This window comes from Microbacterium sp. Root166, assembly GCF_001427145.1.
In the GTDB taxonomy this organism is placed as follows: domain Bacteria; phylum Actinomycetota; class Actinomycetes; order Actinomycetales; family Microbacteriaceae; genus Microbacterium.
Window position 1 is genome coordinate 159409 of sequence record NZ_LMGL01000003.1, and the last position, 21152, is coordinate 180560.

The window sequence follows — 21152 nt, forward strand, 5'->3', positions numbered from 1 at the left end:
ACCCGCGCAGATCACTCAATAGAGGTGATGGCATGACCGCTCGCCACTGCCAGAGTCGCCGAGGTGAACGACTTCGAGGAGATGACGATGCCCATCGATGGATCTGCTGGACTGGGACTGACGAACGAGCAACTCGCAGAGGAGGTATCGCACGTCTCCACGCCCGATCGACTGCCGACGCCGTTCGGCGAGTTCGAGTTCTTCGACGGAGTACCCAAGCCCGAATCGGTTCAGTCGATTTTCGATGGCCTGGATCTGGTCCGAGGCATCACCGCATTCCTGAACGCCGTCCCCGGCGCGTCGCTGGTCGCGATGCGGCGGGGTCTGCGAGTGGCGGGCGTCAGCTCGCCCGACACGATCGGCTACACGGACCCCCGGTGCACGTCCACCCCGATCTTCCTCACGCCCAACACGGAAACCACCTACGGGGTCACATTCCTCGATCTGAAGGCCTGGGGGCCGACGGTGATCGAGGCGCCGCCGCAGTCATTGGGTGTCGTGGACGACTTCTGGTTCCGGTACGTCGCGGACATGGGAATCGCCGGCCCCGACAAGGGCGCCGGTGGCAAATTTCTGTTCCTGCCTCCTGGCTACGAGGGCGAGCGTCCCGACGGCTACTACATCTACGACTGCCCGACGTTCACGAACTTCGTTGTGATTCGCGCCCTGCAAGGGGTCGAGGCCATCAAGCAGTCCCGCATCTACCGACTCAGCGACGCCGGCACCGCCCCGGAGAACACATTCGTGAACATCGGCGAGCAGGTGTTCAACACCGTGCACGCCAACGACTTCTCCTTCTTCGAAGAAATCGCCCAGCTCATCGCCGAGGAGCCGCCAGGCTCGCTGGACCCAGAGCGAGCGGGCACTCTCGCCTCGCTTGGCATCGTGCACGGGAAGCCGTTCGCTCCGGACGAGCGGTTGCGCGGCATCCTCGACAACGCTGCCCGAATCGGCGCAGCCATGGCGCGCGCCACGCTCTACGCGGCCCGGGCGCCCGAGTCATTCCGCTGGGAAGGGTCTTCCTGGAAGAACGGCTTCGTCGGCGGCAGTTACGAGTTCCTCAATGAGGGAGCCCGCAACCTCGATGCGCGCACTCTTTTCCACTACGCCGCGACAGTGATCACGCCCGCCATGGCACATGCGCAAGTGGGCGCAGGCTCCGCTTACGCGTACACAGCGGAGGATGCTGACGGCGCCCTGCTCGACGGTGCGCAGACCTACTCATTGACAATTCCTGCGAACGCGCCCGCGAAGAACTTCTGGGCGATCGACATCTACGACACTCAAACCAGGTCCCTCCTGCAGTCCGCCCAATATCCCGCAAAATCCAGCCTCGGTGGGGAACTTCGCGCCGAGGACGACGGCTCTTACGTGCTCTGGTTCGCCCCGACAGCACCCGCGGGCAAGGAATCGAACTGGATCCCGACGCTTCCGGGCAAGTCGTGGTGGCCGTTGCTGCGGATCTACGGGCCGCTGGAATCATGGTTCGACTACACCTGGAGACTGCCGGAGATTACACGCAGCGGGGCCCACTGAGGTCGACGGTGCCCAGGCTGAGTGGCGGGTACTGCGACGAAAAGGAGGCAACGTGGCTCGACCACTCGCGGGGTTGACTCGTCGCAACGTGCTGACGGAGTTGATGGCGGGTGTCACTCTTCTGGCGATCGCGATTCCGCTGAACATCGGCTACGCGCAGATTGCCGGGCTCCCGGCCACGGCGGGTCTCTACGCGTTGATCGTGCCGACCGCCGTCTATGCGCTGGTGGTGTCCTCGCGGCAGGTGGTGGCTTCTCCGGATGCTGCTGCCGCAGCCCTCGTCGCTTCGTCGATCGGCGGGCTCGCTGTCGCCGGCAGCGCCGGCTATGCGACGCTCGCGCTGGCGCAGGCGATCATCTGCGGAGTGCTGTTCCTGCTGCTGTCGGTGTTCAAGCTGGGGTTCCTCGCCAATTTCCTGTCCAAGCCGATCCTCGTCGGGTTCGTCGGTGGGCTCGCGTTCGACATCTTGATCAGCCAGATCGCGAAGATGCTCGGGGTGAACATCGACTCAGGTGGCGAGTTCGTCGACAAAACGGTCGGACTCGTGACGGGGTTGGGAACGACCAACATCTGGTCGTTGCTGATCTCGGTGGGCTCGGTGACAGTGCTGCTGCTCGGTCGTCGGTGGTTGCCCGTCGTGCCGTGGGCGCTGGTGGTGCTCGTCGTCACGACGATCCTCGTCGTGGTGGTGCATTTGGACGAGTTCGGTGTCGCGGTGCTGGGCGAGGTCCCAGCGGGTCCGCCGGCGCTGACCTGGCCGGTCATCGACTGGACCATGTGGCTCGCACTGGTTCCTTCGGCGATCGCTCTCACGCTCGTGACCACGGCGGAAGGTTTGCTCGTCTCCCGCTCGTACTCGGAGCGCCGTCACTACCCGTTTCGCGCCAACCGCGACCTGTTCGCCTTCGGCGTCGTCAACATCGCCGCCGGCGCGCAGGGCAGCTTCGCGGTGGGATCGTCGACATCCCGGACCGCAGCGATGGACCAGGCGGGTTCGCGCACCCAGTTGCCGTCGCTCGTGCTGGCCGTCGGCACCCTGCTTCTCCTGTTGTTCGGGACTGCCCTGCTCGCCGACATCCCCTCACCCGCCATCGGCGCTGTGGTCGCGGTCGCGATCCTCCCGCTGCTCGGCATCCGGGACTTCATCGAGCTGTGGAAGAAGGACCGGTTCGAGTTCGGGGTCGGCGCGGCGTGCTTCCTCGTCACGCTCTTCGTCGGGGCGATCCCCGGCATCCTCGTCGCATTCGTGCTCGCTCTGATCAACCTCGCCAAGCGTGCTGCCAACCCCGCCATCGACGTACTGAAGTCCGATGGCGACCCCGGCGAGTCACTTCTCGAGGAAGCCGCCGCTGGCACCACCACCGCGCCGGGAGTGGTCGTCATCCGCCTCGCCGCGCCGCTCTTCTTCGCGAACGCGAGCGTCTTCACGGATGCCGTCGAGAGCGCGATCACCTCCGTCGAAGGCCCGCCCGTGCGACACCTCGTGCTGGATATGGAAGCGGTGACCGACATCGATGTGACCGGCGCCGAGTCGTTCGACACGCTTCAGCGATGGCTGATCGACAACAACGTGGCGCTGGCATTCAGCCGGATGCGTCCACCCGTGCACGCCCGACTCGATCAGCTCGGCCTGCTCCGCGGGCAACCGATCTTCGAAACCAACCGCGCTGCATTGAGCGCGCTCGTGGACCCGTCGGTTCGAGCGGAACAGTCGGGACCGGAGCAGTAGGCTCCGCAGTCGTACCAGTGGGACCGGGGTCTGAGCCGGTCTCCGGCTCGATGCTGAAGGTGACGATCCGCTGAATCCGCACGCCTGTCCTTGTCTTTCCTCGTCGACTCTGGACAGGATGAAGTAAGAGGGTCGCCGGTCTCGACATCCGCCGGGTGCGCTGGCCACCGTCGGAAGGGCCCCCGATGACGACTGAAGCGAAGCCGGCCACGAGTGCTACGGCGAATGCGAACGCAAAGGCTCGGGAGCGTTACGCGATGGATGATGTCGAGGATTTCGAGACCGCACGCCGTGGGCTGGTCGCAACGCTTCCCGATGGCAAGGTCGTTGCCGACAACGGGTCGGTCGCCTTCGATGTCGAGCGCTTCGCATTCCTCGAGGGGGATGGTGCAGCGCCGGACACGGTGAACCCCAGCTTGTGGCGGCAGTCTCAGCTGATCTACCAACCCGGCTTGTACAAGGTGACGGATCGTCTGCATCAGGTCCGAAACCACGACATCGGTAACTTGACGATCGTCGAGGGCGACGACGGGCTGATCATCATCGACTGCACGACGGGCATCGAACCAGCCCGAGCAGGGCTGGATCTGTACCGTGCGCACGTTGCCGACAAACCGGTGATCGCGATCATCTACACCCACACCCACATCGACCACTACGGCGGCGTGAAGGGGCTGGTGGATCCTGCAGATGTCGCGTCAGGCAAGGTGCCGATCATCGCCCCTGGGACGATCGCATCGTTCGACAAGTACGCGATCGGTGAGAACGTCATCGCCGGCAACGCCATGAGCCGGCGTGCGTCCTACGCCTTCGGAAACCTCCTCGACAGCGGCCCCCGCGCGATGATCACCAACGGCATCGCATCCATCGGCGGGCACAACATCACGGTCTCCTACCTCTCGCCGACGGATCCGGTGACGCGGACGGGTGAGACACGCACCCTGGGCGGACTCACGTTCGAGTTTCTCTACGCGCCCGACACTGAGGCGCCCGAGGAGATGCACATCTGGATCCCGGAGCTCAAGGCGCTGACGTGCGCTGAGAACGCCAATCACTCACTGCACAACATCCAGACGCTGCGCGGGGCACGCACCCGCGATGCCCGCAACTTCGCCCGGTACCTCGACGAGACCCTCGTCCGCTGGGGCGACGAGGTCGAGGTCCACTACGGTCCTCACACCTGGCCGGTGTGGGGCAATGCGAAGGTCATCGAGTTCCTCGAGTCACAACGGGACACCTACAAGTACATCCACGACCAGGCGCTCCGACTGGCCAACCAGGGCTACACGCCGCTCGAAGCGGCTGAGGTCGTCGACCTGCCGCCGGCCCTCGGCCGCCGCTGGTTCAACCGTGGCTACCACGGCACACTCCACCACGACGTCCGCGCCGTCTTCACGAAGGAGTTGGGCATGTGGGACGGCGACCCTGTGTCGCTGAACCCGCACACCCCGGTCGACACCGCGCAGCGCCTCGTAGCCATGGTCGGACGCGACGCGATACTGGCAGAGGGCCGCCGCGCGATCGAAGCAGTCGACTACCGCTGGGCCGCGCAGATCCTGCACAACCTGGTCTTCGCGGACGCGGACGACGTCGAGGCGCGAGAGCTGCAGGCCGACGCGTACGAGCAGCTCGGCTACCAGGCCGAAGGTCCGCAGTGGCGAGGCATCTACCTCACCGCCGCCAAAGAGTTGCGAGAGGGGATCCTCCCTGCCCAGTTCGCGTCCGCGAGCCCTGACACAATCCTCGCGATGCCCCTCGACATCCTCTTCGACTTCGTGGCGGTGCACATCGACGGCCCCCGGGCAGCGGATGCCGACATCCGACTCGACTTCGCCTTCGCTGAAGCCGAGGAGACGTGGTCGATGTGGATTCGTCACGGAGTGCTCAACGCCAGACCAGGGGCCTCGACGGACGCGCAGGCGACGGTGAGCGGTCCCAAGGCGGCCATCGTGGGGCTGCTCCTCAAGCCGGCAGCGGCGCAGTCGCTGATCAGTAAGGGCGCCGTGAGTGTCTCGGGTGACGAGGCGACCATCGCTGCCTACGCAGGGGTCGTCGACGAGTTCGACCCGAACTTCGCCATCGTCACGCCGTAGCGGTTACGGGACTGTATCCCGTGTGCGGGTTTAAGGCGTCTGAATCACTTGAGGCCGAGATGGCATCACGCGGCGGGCGCCGGACGGTAGTCGCACACGGCGCAGGTGCCGTCGACGACGAGTTTGTGCCCGTCGACTGCGCAGTCCCAACCCAGCCCAGGAATCGTGTTCTGGCGAGCCGTGAAGGCGGTTCTGGCTCGCGCGCAGGCTCCGCAGGGCTCAGAGGTACCGGTTGGATGCTCGCGGCAGAAGGGGGAGTCGGCGTTATGCGTGACGTCACGCCGAACGTAGGCGCTTTTACCGGTAGCAGCAGAACCTAGGGAGCCTGAGCCTACGTCTGCCGTGACATCACGCGACGCGTTATGCGTAACGTCACCCGACACGGACGATGCGCGGGAGATCTCGCTTGTCTCCGCAACCTCGATGCCGCGACGGCGATCACGGTAAGCCTTCTGGCGCCGTCGGGAGGCTTCACGGTAGCGCTGTACTTCCTCGGCGGTCGACTGTCGCAGGTTCTCGGACCAGCCGACAAGCGTGAAGCCCTCGTCATCACGCCGCCAGAGTCCCGCCTGCTCGAGCTCCTCGAACGCGGCGGCGTCATCGCCGTCGGGATGCAGGTACTTCGTGTAGCGGAGCGGAACGATGCCGTCGGTCCCTTGGCCGTTGCACCACATGAGCGCGCCTGCGAGGACGCGGAATGCTCGATCGCTGAGGTTGTCGATGCGGATGCTTCCCAGCCACTCGGAGGGGAGCCGGGCGTCGACCATGATGCGTTGCTGCGTAGATCAGGCTTCGACGGCGAAGATCCGGAGCAATGCCGCGCGCGGGATCATGCGGCGCGGGCCGAGCTGGACGCTGGGGATCGTCCCACGGTCGACGCCGGCCTTGATGGTCCGGTAGTCGACGCCCACCAGGGTCGCGGCATCCTTGAATGTGAGTGCGAGGGATGTATCTGACCGGTTCATCTTCCTGTCCAATCTCTGAGCCACCAATGTCAGCACGCGCCCACACAGTAACACGAACGTGAGCCAGGCGTGTCATGAATCTGTCATGACATACCTTGTCCACCATTTCGCGGCCTGAGATACTGCCTTCATGGTGAAGCTCACGGTGGCCGATGTCAGTGACGACCGCGTCGAGGTCGGCAACGGCGTGAGCGTCCCGGCGGCGTGGACGGCCGTTCTCGAAGGGGAGCCGGATGTTCCGGGCACGATCCGCGTGGACATCACATTCGATCGCCGGCTCGGGCGCAGCGCCGCGGCTCTCGTCAGTGTCGGGCGCAAGGCCGAAGGCGATGAAGTGACAAGCCTCACACTCCGCGAGGTGCGGGTTCAGTGGGCGGTGCAGACGACCGGCCTGATGGTCTCCACAGTCTCCACCGACACCGAACACTCGGAGTCCGGCGCGGCGTACCTTATGCGCATGCGTGACAGAAGCGAGCGAACGACGGACGAGACGGTCGCGGACGCGGCGACCATGTACCGTCTCGCTGCGGCGGTGAGCATGCCGCCGTTGAAAACCGTCGCCGACAATCTGAGCGTGAGCCAGAGCACCGCAACTCGGCTCATGAATCGCGCGCGCGCGGACGGACTCGCGGAAGGCCTGAGGCTGCCGAGGGTCGATGCCACCGGACCGGTAGTGGGCGCACCAGGGCCGACCGGGCCATCGATCAGCTGAGGAGATGCGTCATGGCTCGACGGGTGAATCACGAGGGCACACTGTCTCAGTACGCAACGCCCTCGGGTGAGCTCCGCTACCGCATCGCGTATTGGGTCGTGCGCCCGGACGGCGAGTTCGTGCGCCGCTTCCGCCGTGGTTTTGAAACCGAGCGGCTGGCGCGAGAGGCGCTGGCCGCCCTTCAGGTCGACATCCGCCGTGGCACTCACGTCGAGGAGACGCGCGAGACGCTGAACGCATATTCGTCGAAGTACTTCGACGGGCTGCGGGTGCGTCCCACAACGCTCGCCGGTTACCGCAAGCACTACCGCGTGCACGTGGAGAGCTCGTCGCTTGGGCGAACGCCGCTGAGCGACATCTCGAAGGATCAGCTCAACCGCTACTACCGGCAGCTCGAGCGGGACGGACGGAAGGACCGTGGGCACCTCGGCGAGCCGCTCGGGCCGGCCACCATCCGGCACATCCACGTGCTCGTCTCGCAGATCCTCCAGCACGCCCTCGAGGATGGCCTGATCAGACTGAACCCTGCCAAGCGCGCGTCGCCGCCGACCAAGATCGACGCGGCGCCGCCGGAGATGATGACCTGGTCCGCCGAAGACGCCCGGCTGTTCCTGGAGTGGTCCCAGTCCACCGGCGACTACCTTTGGCTGGCGTGGTTGACGCTGCTCGGCACCGGGATGCGCCGTGGCGAGATCCTCGGCGTGCGATGGAAAGACGTCGATCTCGAGAACAACGTCATCACGATCGCGCGCGCGATGTCGTACGTGAAGGAAGCGGGAAAGAAGCCGATCATCGACTTCCGCCAGACCAAGAGCGGTCGAGTGCGCAACGTCGACATCGACGCCCGGCTGGGTCACGCGCTACGAACGAAGCGAGACCTCCTGCGGGCCGTTGCACCCGAGCTCGCTCGTGGCGAGCAGCTCATCTTCTGCAACCGGTTCGGCCGCCCGCACAACCCGACGCAGTTCTCGCGGCAGTGGCGAGAGCGGGTGAACAAGGCGGCTGACGCGCATCCTGATCTCGACCGGCTACACCTCCATGAACTCCGGCACACACACGCGACCCTGCTCTTGCGCGCAGGCGTCCACCCGAAGATCGTCTCTGAGCGACTCGGGCACGCCGACATCCAGACCACGCTCAACACCTACTCGCACGCCGTCCGCACTCTGCAGCGAGGCGCTGCTGACCTCGTGGGGGAGCTGCTGGCACCCGTGCAGGTCGAGGTGGCGGCTATCCGGCGCGCGCCCTGAGGAGCATGATGATGCCGGGAAGGTGGCGCGATCGCCGCGGCGCTCTGGGAGGGTTGCAATGAGCACACATTGGTCCGGCAGCGGGACGAAGGAAGCCCCGTGGCAGTTGAAGACACCGCCCCTCACTTCGGCGTACACCCTGTATCGCGACGCTGAGGCTGACCCCGCACTGCTCGTCTGTCAGGTAGGCAGCACCCGCCTGACCTATCTGGCGCGCGCTGTCGACGACCTACGCGAGATGCTCGTCGCACACGGAGATTGGATGCCGTTGGGCGCGGCCGACGAACAGAAGACTCCCGCACCCGGCACAGTCGAGGAATGGGGGCGATCGCCGGAGAACCCGGTCGGCGGGTGGTACGGCCAGCGAAAGGGCTACCGGGGCCGCTTCGCGATGTACGTGCCCCGGTGCTGGAAGCTCTCGGATACGCGGAGCTGGAACACAACTCACGCGCCAACCGCGTTCGCGCCACGCAGCCGCGCTAGCCGGGCGCCTCTTACGGTGGTGCGGCCCGTCGAAGCAGCCGTCTCGAACCGAGCGAGCTCCGAAATTTCGATTGAGCGGAACGACGGTCGGGGACGGCTCCGACGACTCCCGGCAAGCATCACCCATGGGGCGACGTTCTCAGTGTCCGCGTTGCCACCATCGTGAACCGCGGGACCTCTTGGTGAACTCGACCTGCACGCGTAGTTCTAGGGACCCGTCGGCGACCGCAGCGAAGTCCCGCTGGATGACCGTTGCGGTGCCGCTCGCGCCGGGAAGGCTGACGGACTCGCCGACGTTCGGCACCTGATCCGTTTCAACGCGGTGCAGTTCGCCCTCGCCGAGGGACCAGTACACGACCTGCAACGCAGTCATGCATCTAACGGTACGCGCCGGCGACAGGTGCGAACACTGCCTATCCCGCCGGTGCGGGACCCGCCTTCGCTGGCGTGAGGGCGACGCCGACAGCGACCGCCACCGCGATCGCGGCGAGAACCGCGAGTCCGATCGGCAGCGTGGCGACCGTTGCGACGCCCCCGACGACGAGCGGCCCCGCGCTATCACCCAACTCCCTGCCCAACTCCGCAGATCCCATCGTGCGTCCCATCCGCTCCGGGGGTGTCGAGTCGGCCAGTGCTGCGAAAGCGAACGGCGTGACCAACCCGATCCCCGCACCGATCAGGACTGCCGCAAGATAGAGCCCTCCGGGACCCCATGGCATCGCGGCCGCCAGCACTCCAGTGGCCGTCACACACAGTCCCAGCACAGTCCCGGCACGATCCGACAGAAGGCCGCGGTCGCGCAGCCCACCAAGCCATGGCTGGACGACCGTCAAGGTGACCGCGAGGACGGACGCGATCGCGACGGCGGACACGAGGTCGGCGCCATCCGCGGTCGCGAGTGCCGGCAGGAAGCCCACCGAGGCGCCGAGCACCGCGGTGGACGTCGCCAGCGCAATGGTCGGCACCAGGAAGCGGCGATCCGTCGTCTGCTTCACCAGGTCCACGAGGGTGTATCGAGGCCGCGGAAGGGGCGGGATGGCAGGAAGCGCTACCGCCACCCAGACCGCCACTGCTCCGGCCGACGCGGACAGGACGCCGAACAGCAACGGGAGACCGCCGACCGCGATGAGTGCCGCGGCAAGAAGTGGTCCGAGTGTGTAGCCCAGTCCCTTCCACGATCCGTAGCGACCGAAGTAGCGACCGGCCCGGCCGGCACCCGCCAGCCGGGCGACCGACGCCGAAGCGGCCGGAGAGAACGCAGCGGCCGCGGCCCCCTGACCCAGTCGCGCGCCGGCGAGGAGCAATGCGTTGTCCGCCCCCAGACCGAGCAGCGACAGCACCGCGAACGCCAGCAGGCCCCCGACGATGACTGGCTTGGCGCCGATCCGATCTGAGAGCGATCCGAACACCGGCTTGAGCAGCACCTCGGCGACGTCATACAGCGCCAACAGCACGCCGATGCGGAGCAGGCTCAGCCCGATTTCCTCGCCCGTCGCACCCAAACCGGCCGCGACGCTGAATGCCCCGAACGCGGTTACGAAACCGGCCGCGTAGAGCGGCGCCAATCGGGCCGGTCGAACCGATGCCGACGCACTTGTCACGGGCTCAGCCTCCAAAGAGTGTCCCCCCTGATCGTAGGGGGACGGTGCCAGCTGGCTCGAACAGGGCCGGCTCATCCCCAAACCCTCCGTTGCTCTGGTCGGGAACTGCAGGCTGTGTGTCGGCACTTACGACGAACGCAGGTCTCAGGATCCTTCGGTCATCGGTCGGATGATTGCGGGGGAAGCGTTCTCGACATCCCCGTGAACGAGAGAGCCGCCGGATCCAGAAGCGCTACAACGCCGGCAGGTCCACCGCGAGCTCACCTCAGCGTTCGCCCTCACTCCGACAATCAGCTGACGAAGTGGGCGGGGCAGGCGGAGTCCCGGGTCGTGGAATACCGGAGACCCGGAGCGCCAGCGGAGGGGCGAGGATATGCCGTCGAAAGCCCGGGGCGCAGCCGGACGCGCCCACTACGCTCTCGCCGTCGGAGGAGGCGCCGCGCTCACAATTCATCACCACCTTAATTCACACCAGCGTGTACTATCACGGTCATGACGTCTGCGACTGTGACCCACACCGCGGCGCTGGCCCGGCTCGGCTACGCGCTGTCGGATTCCACCCGCACCGGGGTTCTGCTGGCGTTGCGGAACGGTCCGGCCTACCCGTCGGATCTCGCCGACGCGCTCGGGGTCTCCCGTCAGGTGATGTCGAATCAGCTTGCGTGCTTACGTGGTTGCGGGCTTGTCGAAGCCGTCCCCGAAGGTCGCCGCTCCTCTTACCGGCTTGCCGACGACCGCCTAGCGCCCGCTCTCAACGAGCTCCTCGAAGTCGTCCTGTCGGTGGATCCGGCCTGCTGCACCGGCGAGAGCTGCCGTTGCGCATGACGACGACGCTCACCCCGGACCACCGGGACACGCTGCAGCGCCGCATCCGCTGGATCGTCGCAGCAACCATCGGCTACAACCTCATCGAGGCCGTTGTCGCCATCACCGCGGGCACCATCGCATCCTCCGGAGCGCTGGTCGCGTTCGGGCTGGACTCCACCATCGAGGTGCTTTCCGCCGCCGCGGTCGCCTGGCAGTTCACCCGGCACGATCCGGACCGCTGGGAGAAGCCCACCCTCCGCGTCATCGCGCTGGCGTTCTTCGCACTGGCTGCCTATGTCATCACGACGTCACTGCTGACTCTCATCGGCCGGGTCGAGGCCGAACACAGCACCTTCGGCATCGTCATCACCGTGCTCAGCGTGATGATCATGCCCTTCCTATCTCTGGCCGAACGACGCGCCGGCCGGGAACTCGGCTCCGCCACCGCGGTCGCCGACTCCAAGCAGACCCTGATCTGCACGTATCTGTCCGCAGCAGTCCTCATCGGTCTGCTCCTCAACACCTGGTTCGGCTGGTGGTGGGCCGACGCGATCGCCGGATTCGTCATCGCCGGATTCGCAATCCGCGAGGGCATCGAAGCCTGGCGCGGCGACGCATGTGCCACCTCTGTCGGGATGCTCCTCGAAGACGACCATGACGAGCAGGGCTAACGCCACCGGACTCGACGCGAGCGCATTGAAGCGCTGAGGACTACGCCGCGAAGCCCGGGACGCAGTCCCGCGCCATCGCTACGCTCTCGGCATCGAAGAGTGGATCGACTCCGCTGCCCTCGGGGCGTTCGGTTTCGAGGGGCGGATCTTCGGCGGCCGTCGGCGGACGCAAATCGTGTCCGAAAACCGCTAGCTCCAGTCGTGACATGAGCCAGCCATGTCGCAACAGGCCAGTTCCACACGGACGGCGATCCGCGGAAAATCAGGCCTCAAAAGGGGTCGAAATCGGCCTTAACTGTGCCAGTAGGTGTGTCACGCGACTTCGACGGGCGGAAAATCCCTTGAAAACACTGGGATCGGAGCGGCGGAGGATAGGGGATTCGAACCCCTGAGAGCTTTCACTCAACACGCTTTCCAAGCGTGCGCCATAGGCCACTAGGCGAATCCTCCGTGGCCCCGGAGGGCCGCAGACCATCCTACCTGGTCGCGGACGTGCTCCCCGCGTAGACGCTGCCCGGCCGCACGATGAGAGACCGCGGCGCCACGATGGCCAGAATCCGGCGCGCGGGGGGAGAGCCGGCGAGCAGCTCCGCGCTCACCGCGAGCGCGGCATCCGTCGCGACAGCGCCCATGCGATAGCCGCGCACACCCGGCGGGGCATACGAGGCACGCTCGATCGCGGTGACGAGCGTGATCATGCTGTCGGCTGAGACGCCGTGCTGCTCGACCAGGCGATGCGCGAACGCGCGCGGTGTCTCGGTCGCCGGCACAGCGATGCCGACGTCGATCGCGGCGTTCTGCAGCAGCGTCCACGCGGAGCCCGCGTCGCCCCCGTGACCCGCTTGGATGAGCTGCCGCCGGCGCACCTCGCGGAGCACAGCCGGAACCGCGAGGAGCAGTGCGATGGCGGTGATGATGCCGAGCATCGGCAAGGGGTTCGCGCCGGTGAGCGATCCGCCGCCGATCGCGTCGGCGCCCTCCTCCGTTCCGGTGTTCCGGTCGGCGGGAGCAGTCGAGGACGGCGCCGGAGTGGCGCCAGGGATCGGCGTGTCGGCATCGGCGTCCGTTCCGGGAAGGCCGGATGCGGGCGAGAAGGCCGTCGGCATTCCGAGCCCGGTGGTGGGCTCGAATGCCACCCAGCCGATGCCCTCGAAGAACACCTCGGGCCAGGCGTGCAGCTTCGAGCTGGTCACCGAGTAGACGGTCTCGGAGTCGACCACCTCGCCGTTCGCGACCCCGGGAAGGTAGCCGACGACGATGCGACTGGGGATGTGCAGCGTCCGGGCCATGAGCGCGAAGGCGGATGCGAAGTGGATGCAGTATCCCTCGCGCTTCTCGAGGAACTCGGCGACCGCCTCCGTCCCGCTCCCGTCGAAGCCCTCCTCGACCGGAGCATCGAGGGAGTAGCGGAAGTCGCCGGTGCGGAACCATCGCTGCAGCGCGATGAGCCGGTCGTAGTCGTTCGACAGCCCGGCCGTCACCTCGGCCGCGAGCTCGGTGATGATCGCGGGCGTGTCGGCCGGAAGCTCGGTGGTCTCGTCACGCTGTTCCGGGCCGGTGGAGCGGATCGCGCGGATCTGCTCGAGCGTCGGACGTGGCGGGCTGGTGACGACCTCGTACGTCTGCCCCTGCGACGAGGCTGACTCGGCGACGATCGTGCGGTTGTACGGCACTGCCGCCCAGTCCCCGTCGAGGCCGGTCACCTCGGTCGCCGGATAGGCGACAGGCAGCCAGGTCGATGCCAGATTCACGATCTCGACCGTGGTGATGTACTCGCCCAGGCGCACGTCGGACGCCACGCTGACCTCGCCGAGGGCGAGTTCGCTCTCGAGCGGAACCGTGCGCACCCGGTCGGGCTCCCACACGCCGCCCTCGAAGCGGGAGAGCGTGGTCGCCCTCAGATACGGCGTCACCGGCGCGTTGCTGCGCACCCGCAGCACCTCCACCTCCTGTGGGCGTCGCAGGTCGTCGCCGAGCTGAAGCGTCGCGTCGATCCCGGCACCCGGCCCGACGCCGGATCCCGGACGGACGCCCGGCTGCGGCAGCAGAGGAGTCGCCACGACGGCGACGACGATCGCGATGGCCCCGATGCCCAGTGCGGTCGCGGGAACCCCTGCGGTCCGCTCGGCATCCCGCTCCAGCGGCTTGTCCCGCGATCGCGTCTCGGCGCGCAGGAGGAACAGGATCGAGACGGCGATGATCACGAACCCCATGACGTCCACGCGCCCTGGCACGGCGATCGCCGGGATGAGGCCGACCGTGACGATTCCGACGGCGGCGAGCAGCGGCATCCGTGCCGTCAGCACCACGTGATCGACGATGATCGCGAGCAGTCCCATGGCGCCGACGATCAGCAGCCCCAGTGCGAGGGTCTCCTCGAGCGGGGCGGCCCCGAGCACGATCGACTGCATCGCGTCGTCGAACAGCTCGGGAAGCCGCCTCAGCGTCTCGGGCGTCGGAACGATCCAGAGCAGCGCCGTCTCGCGCAGGAAGACGATCGTCATGAACAGCACCCACACGCCGGCCTCGATGAGGCTCACCGCGACGGCGGGAAGGCGATAGCGCCGTGCGATGAAGCCCGCCGCCAGCACCAGCGCGGCGATCGCGACGGCGCCGAGCAGCCAGCCGCCCGGCTTGACCACCCGGACGACGGCGAGCAGCGCCGCGATGAGGGAGGCGAAGAGCGCGACCGTGAGGACGGCTTCGCCGCCGCGGCGACGCGGGTGCGACTCGGCGGCGTCAGACGCTGACATGGCTCGCACCTCGGCTGGTGGCGTTGGACCACGGCACGGCGAGGTCGCCCTCGGGATCGATCGCGCCCACGCACCACCCGGAGTCGGCGGCGCGTTCGAGGGCGTCTCCCAGGGGAGAGACGGCGAACACCATCGGCAGGGAGCTGTGGTGGGCGATCGGTCCGATCGCCTCGGCGTCGGCGGGGTCGAAGCGGCCGACGATGAGGATGACCGGTCCGGTCATGACCCCGGCGAAGAGCTTCGGCAGGCGGGCGAGGGAGTCGTCGCGCCGTGCCGTCAGCGTGGCGAACCCGCGGAGCATCGCCTCGACCTCGACCATGTCGCCGCCGTCGATGCGCTCGGCCAGCACGGTGCCGTCGGAGTCGATCACCTCGACGGCGTAGCCGTCGTGCACCAGGCGGGCCACGGCGGAGACGCACGCCGACACCGCGGCCTCGAATCCCGGGTCCGCCCCGGGAGCCTGGAGAGCCTCGGTCGCCCAGCGGAGCGCGCCGCGGTCGAGGACGACGCTGGCCTCGGGCGTGGACTCCTGCTCCTCCTGCCGGACCATGAGCTCGTCCCGGTGCGCACTCGCGCGCCAGTGGATGCGTCGCATCGAGTCGCCGGGAACGTAGGGCCGCGCGACGAGGTTGTCGGCGCCCTGCCCCAGCTGATTGGTCGTGGTGTGCAGCGTGCCGCCGGTCGCGCCGGCGAAGTCCGTGAGGGGCGGCAGGTCGACGAGGGCCGGCGCCACCGTCACCGGCGTGCGCTCGCCGAAGACGGTGCTGCGCCGGGCGAGCCCGAACGGATCGGTCGAACGGACCGCGAGGGGCCCGATCGAGTGGACGCCGCGCCGGACACCGGCCACCGCGTACGACAGCTCGACGACGCGCTCACCGCCGCGAAGCCCCGAGCCCATGCTGGGGAAGACGCCGTCCGATCGACCGCGCAGGCCCTTCGGCAGAGCGTCGTGCCAGGTGCCGGGCGGCGTCGGGACCGCGGTCCGCACGCCGACCCGCACGGTGACGAGGGACTCGCGTCCGACGGTGACGACGTCGGGCGCCAGCGAGCGCGCCACGACGTCGGATCGGCGCGTCAGGAACAGCGAGGCGATCGCGGCCAGGAGCACCGCCAGCAGCAGGAGCCCGAAGTAGACGAGCTCCGCGATGCCGAACTCGTTCGCCAGCACGAAGCAGATGACGGCCAGGATGAGCGCACCCGTGCCTCGCACGGTGAGCGGCCACAGGCGTCTCATGTCGTCACTGCCGGGGCGCGATGGGGACGCGCACGCTCGCGGCGATGCGCTCGAGGATCGTCGTGATGGCGTCCGCCGCGCCGCGCGCACGCGCACCGCCGGCAGACCGCGTCGGGATGAGCCGATGGGCGAAGACGGGCACGAGCAGGGCGGTGATGTCGTCGGGGATCACGAAGCTGCGCCCGTCGAGGGCCGCCCACACCTTGGCTGCCCGCACCAGCTGCAGGGTCGCGCGCGGGCTCGCGCCGAGCCGCAGTTCGGGATGCGTGCGCGTGGCGTGGGCGAGCGCGACGGCGTAGTCCTCGATCGGCGGAGCGACGTGCACCGCGCGGGCCCACGCGATGAGGGCGGTGACCAGCTCGCCAGAGACGACCGAGCTCAGCTGATCGAGCGGATTGAGCGTGTCGCGCTGGCGCAGCATGAGCGCCTCGGAGCGCTGATCCGGATAGCCCATCGAGATGCGCATCATGAACCGGTCGCGCTGCGCCTCGGGAAGCGCGTAGGTGCCCTCCATCTCGAGCGGGTTCTGCGTGGCGACGACGAGGAACGGCTCGGGCACATAGTGGGTGTGGCCGTCGACGGTCACCTGGCGCTCTTCCATCGCCTCGAGCAGCGCCGACTGCGTCTTCGGGGAGGAGCGGTTGATCTCGTCGGCGATGACGATGTTGGCGAAGATCGCCCCCTGCTTGAACTCGAACTCGCGATCGACCGGATTGAACACGCTCACGCCGGTCACGTCTCCCGGCAGCAGGTCGGGCGTGAACTGGATGCGGCGGACCGTGGCGTCGACGGAGGCCGCCAGTGCCCGCGCGAGCATGGTCTTGCCCACACCGGGCACGTCCTCGATGAGCAGGTGCCCCTCGGCCAGCAGGCACACGAGCGAACTGCGCACCGCTTCGGGCTTGCCGTCGATGACCCGGCTCACAGAAGCGAGGATCGCGTCGGTCGTGCGTGCGAACCCCTCGGCCGTGATCGCTCCGGTCGCATCGGCCACCGCGGTATCGGCCATCGAGACTCCCCTCGGGGCGGGCCCTACGGGTCGGACCGGCCACTGGCGTGCGGGCATCGACGCCCACACTCGTCGATCGTAACAACGAGGAGGGCGCAGCGGGCCGGGGAACCGGGTTAGACTTGTGGCAGCTCTCCGCGAGGCGGCATCCAGGCCAATTCCCCCAGGACGGAAACGTAGCAAGGGTAACCGGGCTCTGCCGGGTTCGCGGAGAGTCTTATTTTTGCCCGAACGGCCCCTCCAGCACGGCCCACTGCAGCAGCATGATGGTCTTCGCATCCTGGATCCGGCCGTCCCGCACCTGGGCGAGCGCCTCCTCGATGCCGAGTTCGAGCAGCTCGATGTGCTCCCCCTCCTGGGCGAGACCGCCGGTGTCGCCGGTGCGGTCCGAGCCGTCGTACGGCGCCGCGAAGAAGTGGATGCGCTCGGTCACCGATCCGGGGCTCATGAACACGTCCCACACATGGTCCAGCTCACCGATCTCGACCCCCGTCTCCTCGGCGGCCTCCCGCCGGATCGCCGTCGCGGGATCGTCGTCGTCGAGCAGTCCGGCGGCGGTCTCGATCAGCATCCCGTCGGGGTGTCCGTTGACGTAGACCGGATACCGGAACTGCCGCGTCAGCAGCACCGTGCGCCGCGCCGGGTCGTATAGCAGCACGGTGGCGCCGTTGCCGCGGTCGTACGTCTCGCGCTGCTGCGTCTCCCACTTCCCCGACGGCGTGCGGTACTCGAGGGTGGTCCGTCGCAGCACATGCCAGGCTGCGGCGACGAGCTCGACATCCGTCACCCGCACGTCGGGATTGCGGTCGAGCGAGCGGCCGGTCCGGTCGAGGCCCGTCCTGCCACGCTGGTCGGGAACGTCGATGCCGGGGCGGCCGGGGAGGGGATCGGTCATAGCGGGGGAGCCTACCGACCGCATCCGCGAATAGTGTGGGGCCGTGGCGCAGAGCATCTTCATCACGTCGGCAGAGGGTCACTCGGGCAAGTCCACCGTCGCGCTGGGCGTGCTGGACGCGCTGAGTCACGCGACCGCGCGCGTGGGGGTGTTCCGCGCGATCGCCCGCTCGACCGCCGAGCCGGACTATGTGCTCGAGATGCTGCTCGACCACGACGGCGTCGACCTGCCGTACGACGAGTGCATCGGCGTCACCTATGACGACGTGCGTCATGATCCGGATGCCGCGCTCGCGGTCATCGTCGAGCGCTACAAGGCCGTCGAGGCCCAGTGCGAGGCGGTCGTGATCCTCGGCAGCGACTACACCGATGTGGGCAGTCCGGCGGAGCTGGCCTACAACGCCCGCATCGCCGCCAACCTCGGGGCGCCCGTGCTGCTCGTGCTCGGCGGCCGGTCCTCCGAGGGCGCCACGCAGCCCGAGCAGCTCGGCTCCTCTCTGCCCCGCACGCCCGCGGAGATGGGGCAGATCGCCGATCTCGCGCTCACCGAGCTCGCCCACGGCCGCGCCGAGCTGTTCGCGGTGGTGGCCAATCGCGCGGATCCGGGGTTCGTCGCCGAGACCGTGGACGAGATCCGCCGGGTCGTGGCCGCCGCTGCGCGCCCCGGGGGCGCCGTCGTTCCGGTGTGGGCGATCCCGGAGGACCGCTACCTCGTCGCGCCGTCGATGCGCGGCATCCTGCGTTCCGTCGACGGCGCACTGCTCTCGGGCGATCCCGACCGGCTGACCCGGGAAGCGCTCGCGGTGGTGGTCGCCGGGATGTCGATGGTCAACGTGCTGCCGCGGCTGCTCGAGGGCGCCGTGGTCGTCATCCCGGCCGATCGCACCGAAGTGCTGCTGGCGACCCTGCTGGCCAATGCGTCCGGCACGTTCCCGTCGATCTCGGGCGTCGTCCTCAACGGCGGGTTCGAGATCCCGGAGCCGGTCACGCGGCTGCTCGACGGTCTCGGATCGAACGTCCCCATCGTGACGACCGAGCTCGGCACGTACGAGACCGCGCTGCGGATCATGAGCACCCGCGGCCGGCTGGCGGCCGACTCGCAGCGCCGCTACGACACGGCGCTGGCACTGTTCGAGCAGAACGTCGACACCGACGAGCTCCTCGCCTCGTTCGGCGTGGCCCGCGCGACGGTCGTCACGCCGCTCATGTTCGAGTTCCAGCTGATCGAGCGCGCGCGCACCCAGCGCAAGCGCATCGTGCTGCCTGAAGGCGACGACGACCGCGTGCTGCGCGCTGCAGCGACGGTGCTCAAGCGCGGCATCGCCGACCTCACGATCCTCGGAGAGCCCTTCGAGGTGCGCGCCCGAGCGATCGAGCTCGGCATCGACATCCAGGCCGCGGAGGTCCTCTCTCCCTTCGATGCGGTGCACGTCCACAAGTTCGCGGAGGAGTACGCGCGCCTGCGCGCCCACAAGGGGGTGACGCACGCCCAGGCCGCCGACACGGTGACCGACGTCTCGTACTTCGGCACGCTCATGGTCCACTTCGGCATGGCGGACGGGATGGTCTCGGGGGCCGCCCACACGACCGCGCACACGATCCGCCCGGCCTTCGAGATCATCAAGACCGCTCCCGGCGTCTCGGTCGTCTCCAGCGTGTTCCTGATGGCGCTGGCGGACCGCGTCCTCGTCTACGGCGACTGCGCGGTGATCCCGGATCCCACCTCCGACCAGCTCGCCGACATCGCAATCTCCTCGGCCGCGACGGCGACCCAGTTCGGCATCGACCCCCGGATCGCCATGCTGTCGTACTCGACGGGGGAATCCGGTTCAGGCGCGGAAGTCGAGAAGGTGAGGGATGCCACGGCTCTGGTCCGCGAGCGTGCGCCCGAGCTTCTCGTGGAAGGTCCGATCCAGTACGACGCGGCCGCTGACGCCGCGGTCGCGGCGGCGAAGATGCCGGGATCGGCGGTGGCGGGCCGCGCGACGGTGTTCGTGTTCCCCGACCTCAACACCGGCAACAACACCTACAAGGCGGTGCAGCGCTCGGCCGGCGCGGTGGCGATCGGGCCGGTGCTGCAGGGCCTCAACAAGCCGATCAACGACCTCTCCCGCGGGGCGCTGGTGGACGACATCGTCAACACCATCGCCATCACCGCGATCCAGGCTCAGGGGCTCACCGCATGAGCGTCGTCCTGGTCGTCAACTCAGGATCCTCGTCGTTCAAGTACCAGCTGATCGACATGGACACCGAGTCCACGCTCGCTTCGGGCCTGATCGAGCGGATCGGGGAGCGCACCGGCAGCGCCACCCACATCGTGAGAGCGCAGCCCGCGAACGGCCCCGCAGCGACGATGCTCGACGCGACCTACGTGCGGGAGCTTCCGATCCCCGATCACACGGCGGGATTCCAGGCGATGCTCGACGCGTTCGACGCGGACGGGCCGTCGCTGCGGGATCGCCCCCCGATCGCCGTCGGGCACCGGGTGGTGCACGGCGGTGCGCAGTTCATCGAGCCGACCCCGATCACACCGCTCGTGGAAGCGGCCATCGACGAGCTGTCGGTGCTCGCGCCGCTCCACAACCCGGCGAACCTCGCCGGGATCATCGCGGCGAAGAAGGCGTTCCCCGACGTGCCGCACGTCGCGGTGTTCGACACGGCGTTCCATCAGACGCTCCCTCCGGAGGCCTACACCTACGCGATAGACGCGGAACTGGCGGCATCGCACCGCATCCGGAGATACGGATTCCACGGCACATCGCACAAGTTCGTGAGCGAAGCCGCCGCCGCGTTCCTCGGCCGGCCGCTCGCCGAACTCCGGCAGATCGTGTTCCATCTGGGCAACGGGGCCTCCGTGACGGCGATCGACGGCGGCCGGTCCGTCGAGACCTCGATGGGCTTCACGCCGCTGGAGGGTCTCGTCATGGGGACACGCTCGGGCGACATCGACCCGGCGGTGCTGTTCCACCTCGCGCGGCGCGAGGGGATGTCGATCGACGACCTCGACGATCTCCTCAACAAGCGCAGCGGCATGCTCGGGCTGACGGGGTCCTCGGACCTGCGCGACATCCGCGAGGCGATCGCGGGCGGCGACGTCCAGGCGCTGCTCGGCTACGAGGTCTACGTGCATCGCTTGCGCGCCTATGCCGGCGCCTATCTGGCCCAGCTGGGCGGGGTCGAAGTGATCTCGTTCACGGCCGGGGTCGGCGAGAATGCGCCGCTGGTGCGCTCGGAAGCCCTCGAGACGCTGGGCTTCGCCGGGGTCGAGATCGACCACGAGCGCAATCTCGCGCCGGGGCGCGGCATCCGGATCATCTCGACGGATGCGTCGGCCGTGACCGTCCTCGTGGTGCCCACCGACGAAGAGCTGGAGATCGCCCGGCAGACGCTGACTGCGGCCCACGGCTGAGCCCGT

General features: G+C 68.1%; 18 protein-coding genes, 1 tRNA gene and 1 other RNA gene. 11 read left to right on the plus strand and 9 right to left on the minus strand.

Annotation, left to right across the window (positions count from 1 at the left end; all coding sequences use genetic code 11):
* Nucleotides 1–63: 63 nt before the first annotated feature.
* The 3 genes from ASD56_RS12475 to ASD56_RS12485 all read left to right on the plus strand — a co-directional run bounded on the left by ASD56_RS12475 (nt 64) and on the right by ASD56_RS12485 (nt 5358).
* A complete protein-coding gene (locus ASD56_RS12475; RefSeq protein WP_235565697.1) occupies nt 64–1536 on the plus strand; it encodes a DUF1254 domain-containing protein in 1473 nt (490 codons plus the stop codon).
* A 52-nt stretch (nt 1537–1588) separates the two neighbouring features.
* Nucleotides 1589–3265: a SulP family inorganic anion transporter gene (locus tag ASD56_RS12480; RefSeq protein ID WP_055966190.1), complete on the plus strand. Its 1677-nt coding sequence runs from the start codon at nt 1589–1591 to the stop codon at nt 3263–3265.
* Nucleotides 3266–3522: 257 nt separating this feature from the next.
* Nucleotides 3523–5358: an alkyl/aryl-sulfatase gene (locus tag ASD56_RS12485; RefSeq protein WP_200947523.1), complete on the plus strand. Its 1836-nt coding sequence runs from the start codon at nt 3523–3525 to the stop codon at nt 5356–5358.
* Between the two features lie 65 nt (nt 5359–5423).
* Here ASD56_RS12485 and ASD56_RS12490 read toward each other — a convergent pair whose 3' ends face one another.
* Nucleotides 5424–6125 (minus strand): hypothetical protein, encoded by a 702-nt coding sequence (locus ASD56_RS12490; RefSeq protein ID WP_055966193.1) that lies wholly within the window; start codon nt 6123–6125, stop codon nt 5424–5426.
* Nucleotides 6126–6143: 18 nt separating this feature from the next.
* Nucleotides 6144–6323, minus strand: coding sequence for a helix-turn-helix domain-containing protein (locus ASD56_RS12495; protein ID WP_055966195.1), 180 nt, complete (start codon nt 6321–6323; stop codon nt 6144–6146).
* Nucleotides 6324–6453: 130 nt separating this feature from the next.
* Here ASD56_RS12495 and ASD56_RS12500 point away from each other — a divergent pair, with 130 nt between their 5' ends.
* The 3 genes from ASD56_RS12500 (at nt 6454) to ASD56_RS16510 (ending at nt 8934) form a co-directional block, all read left to right on the plus strand.
* Nucleotides 6454–7035, plus strand: a complete 582-nt coding sequence (locus tag ASD56_RS12500; protein ID WP_055966197.1) for a hypothetical protein — start codon at nt 6454–6456, stop codon at nt 7033–7035.
* 578 nt (nt 7036–7613) lie between these two features.
* Nucleotides 7614–8285 carry a site-specific integrase gene (locus tag ASD56_RS16635; protein ID WP_442922407.1) on the plus strand — a complete coding sequence of 224 codons (672 nt, stop codon included), beginning with the start codon at nt 7614–7616 and terminating at the stop codon, nt 8283–8285.
* 58 nt (nt 8286–8343) lie between these two features.
* Nucleotides 8344–8934 (plus strand): DUF6855 family protein, encoded by a 591-nt coding sequence (locus ASD56_RS16510; RefSeq protein ID WP_327043683.1) that lies wholly within the window; start codon nt 8344–8346, stop codon nt 8932–8934.
* Here the strand turns inward: ASD56_RS16510 and ASD56_RS12510 are convergent.
* Together ASD56_RS12510 and ASD56_RS12515 are read right to left on the minus strand one after the other, a co-directional pair.
* The gene (locus tag ASD56_RS12510; RefSeq protein WP_055966200.1) at nt 8908–9141 is read right to left on the minus strand and encodes a hypothetical protein; all 234 of its coding nucleotides are present in this window, start codon (nt 9139–9141) and stop codon (nt 8908–8910) included. The two genes, ASD56_RS16510 and ASD56_RS12510, sit on opposite strands and share 27 nt — an antisense overlap.
* Before the next feature lie 40 nt (nt 9142–9181).
* Nucleotides 9182–10369: an MFS transporter gene (locus tag ASD56_RS12515; RefSeq protein WP_055966202.1), complete on the minus strand. Its 1188-nt coding sequence runs from the start codon at nt 10367–10369 to the stop codon at nt 9182–9184.
* A gap of 492 nt (nt 10370–10861) precedes the next feature.
* Between ASD56_RS12515 and ASD56_RS12520 the strand changes: the two genes are divergently transcribed.
* Complete coding sequence (locus tag ASD56_RS12520) at nt 10862–11194, plus strand: ArsR/SmtB family transcription factor (RefSeq protein WP_055966204.1); 333 nt, start codon at nt 10862–10864, stop codon at nt 11192–11194.
* Complete coding sequence (locus ASD56_RS12525) at nt 11191–11847, plus strand: cation transporter (RefSeq protein ID WP_055966209.1); 657 nt, start codon at nt 11191–11193, stop codon at nt 11845–11847. The genes ASD56_RS12520 and ASD56_RS12525 overlap by 4 nt, the downstream gene beginning before the upstream one ends.
* A gap of 365 nt (nt 11848–12212) precedes the next feature.
* On the opposite strand, the gene ASD56_RS12530 is transcribed toward ASD56_RS12525, so the two are convergent.
* From ASD56_RS12530 to ASD56_RS12545, 4 genes are all read right to left on the minus strand, one after another.
* Nucleotides 12213–12297, minus strand: a tRNA-Ser gene (locus ASD56_RS12530).
* Nucleotides 12298–12323: 26 nt separating this feature from the next.
* Nucleotides 12324–14600 carry a transglutaminase family protein gene (locus ASD56_RS12535; RefSeq protein WP_055966211.1) on the minus strand — a complete coding sequence of 759 codons (2277 nt, stop codon included), beginning with the start codon at nt 14598–14600 and terminating at the stop codon, nt 12324–12326.
* Nucleotides 14587–15834: a DUF58 domain-containing protein gene (locus ASD56_RS12540; protein WP_055966214.1), complete on the minus strand. Its 1248-nt coding sequence runs from the start codon at nt 15832–15834 to the stop codon at nt 14587–14589. Before ASD56_RS12540 ends, ASD56_RS12535 begins: the two co-directional genes overlap by 14 nt.
* Nucleotides 15835–15838: 4 nt before the next feature.
* Nucleotides 15839–16843, minus strand: coding sequence for an AAA family ATPase (locus ASD56_RS12545; protein ID WP_055966215.1), 1005 nt, complete (start codon nt 16841–16843; stop codon nt 15839–15841).
* Nucleotides 16844–16969: 126 nt separating this feature from the next.
* Between ASD56_RS12545 and ffs the strand changes: the two genes are divergently transcribed.
* Nucleotides 16970–17066, plus strand: an RNA gene (ffs, locus tag ASD56_RS16060) — signal recognition particle sRNA small type.
* On the opposite strand, the gene ASD56_RS12550 is transcribed toward ffs, so the two are convergent.
* Complete coding sequence (locus ASD56_RS12550) at nt 17061–17738, minus strand: NUDIX domain-containing protein (protein ID WP_055966217.1); 678 nt, start codon at nt 17736–17738, stop codon at nt 17061–17063. The genes ffs and ASD56_RS12550 overlap by 6 nt on opposite strands.
* Nucleotides 17739–17781: 43 nt before the next feature.
* Here ASD56_RS12550 and pta point away from each other — a divergent pair, with 43 nt between their 5' ends.
* Together pta and ASD56_RS12560 are read left to right on the plus strand one after the other, a co-directional pair.
* Nucleotides 17782–19923, plus strand: a complete 2142-nt coding sequence (gene pta / locus ASD56_RS12555) for a phosphate acetyltransferase (RefSeq protein ID WP_055966219.1) — start codon at nt 17782–17784, stop codon at nt 19921–19923.
* Entirely contained in the window at nt 19920–21146 is a 1227-nt protein-coding gene (locus ASD56_RS12560; RefSeq protein ID WP_055966221.1) for an acetate/propionate family kinase, read from the plus strand. The genes pta and ASD56_RS12560 overlap by 4 nt, the downstream gene beginning before the upstream one ends.
* Nucleotides 21147–21152 lie beyond the last annotated feature (6 nt).

Excerpts from the sequence above, each read along its gene's own strand:
- ASD56_RS12535 (WP_055966211.1), bottom strand. The coding sequence starts at position 14,600 with ATGTCAGCGTCTGACGCCGCCGAGTCGCACCCGCGTCGCCGCGGCGGC.
- ASD56_RS16510 (WP_327043683.1), top strand. The coding sequence starts at position 8,344 with ATGAGCACACATTGGTCCGGCAGCGGGACGAAGGAAGCCCCGTGGCAG.
- ASD56_RS12485 (WP_200947523.1), top strand. The coding sequence starts at position 3,523 with ATGGATGATGTCGAGGATTTCGAGACCGCACGCCGTGGGCTGGTCGCA.
- ASD56_RS12525 (WP_055966209.1), top strand. The coding sequence starts at position 11,191 with ATGACGACGACGCTCACCCCGGACCACCGGGACACGCTGCAGCGCCGC.
- ASD56_RS12540 (WP_055966214.1), bottom strand. The coding sequence starts at position 15,834 with ATGAGACGCCTGTGGCCGCTCACCGTGCGAGGCACGGGTGCGCTCATC.
- ASD56_RS12510 (WP_055966200.1), bottom strand. The coding sequence starts at position 9,141 with ATGACTGCGTTGCAGGTCGTGTACTGGTCCCTCGGCGAGGGCGAACTG.
- ASD56_RS12550 (WP_055966217.1), bottom strand. The coding sequence starts at position 17,738 with ATGACCGATCCCCTCCCCGGCCGCCCCGGCATCGACGTTCCCGACCAG.
- ASD56_RS12560 (WP_055966221.1), top strand. The coding sequence starts at position 19,920 with ATGAGCGTCGTCCTGGTCGTCAACTCAGGATCCTCGTCGTTCAAGTAC.
- ASD56_RS16635 (WP_442922407.1), top strand. The coding sequence starts at position 7,614 with ATGACCTGGTCCGCCGAAGACGCCCGGCTGTTCCTGGAGTGGTCCCAG.
- ASD56_RS12520 (WP_055966204.1), top strand. The coding sequence starts at position 10,862 with ATGACGTCTGCGACTGTGACCCACACCGCGGCGCTGGCCCGGCTCGGC.
- ASD56_RS12500 (WP_055966197.1), top strand. The coding sequence starts at position 6,454 with ATGGTGAAGCTCACGGTGGCCGATGTCAGTGACGACCGCGTCGAGGTC.
- ASD56_RS12545 (WP_055966215.1), bottom strand. The coding sequence starts at position 16,843 with ATGGCCGATACCGCGGTGGCCGATGCGACCGGAGCGATCACGGCCGAG.
- ASD56_RS12495 (WP_055966195.1), bottom strand. The coding sequence starts at position 6,323 with ATGAACCGGTCAGATACATCCCTCGCACTCACATTCAAGGATGCCGCG.
- ASD56_RS12490 (WP_055966193.1), bottom strand. The coding sequence starts at position 6,125 with ATGGTCGACGCCCGGCTCCCCTCCGAGTGGCTGGGAAGCATCCGCATC.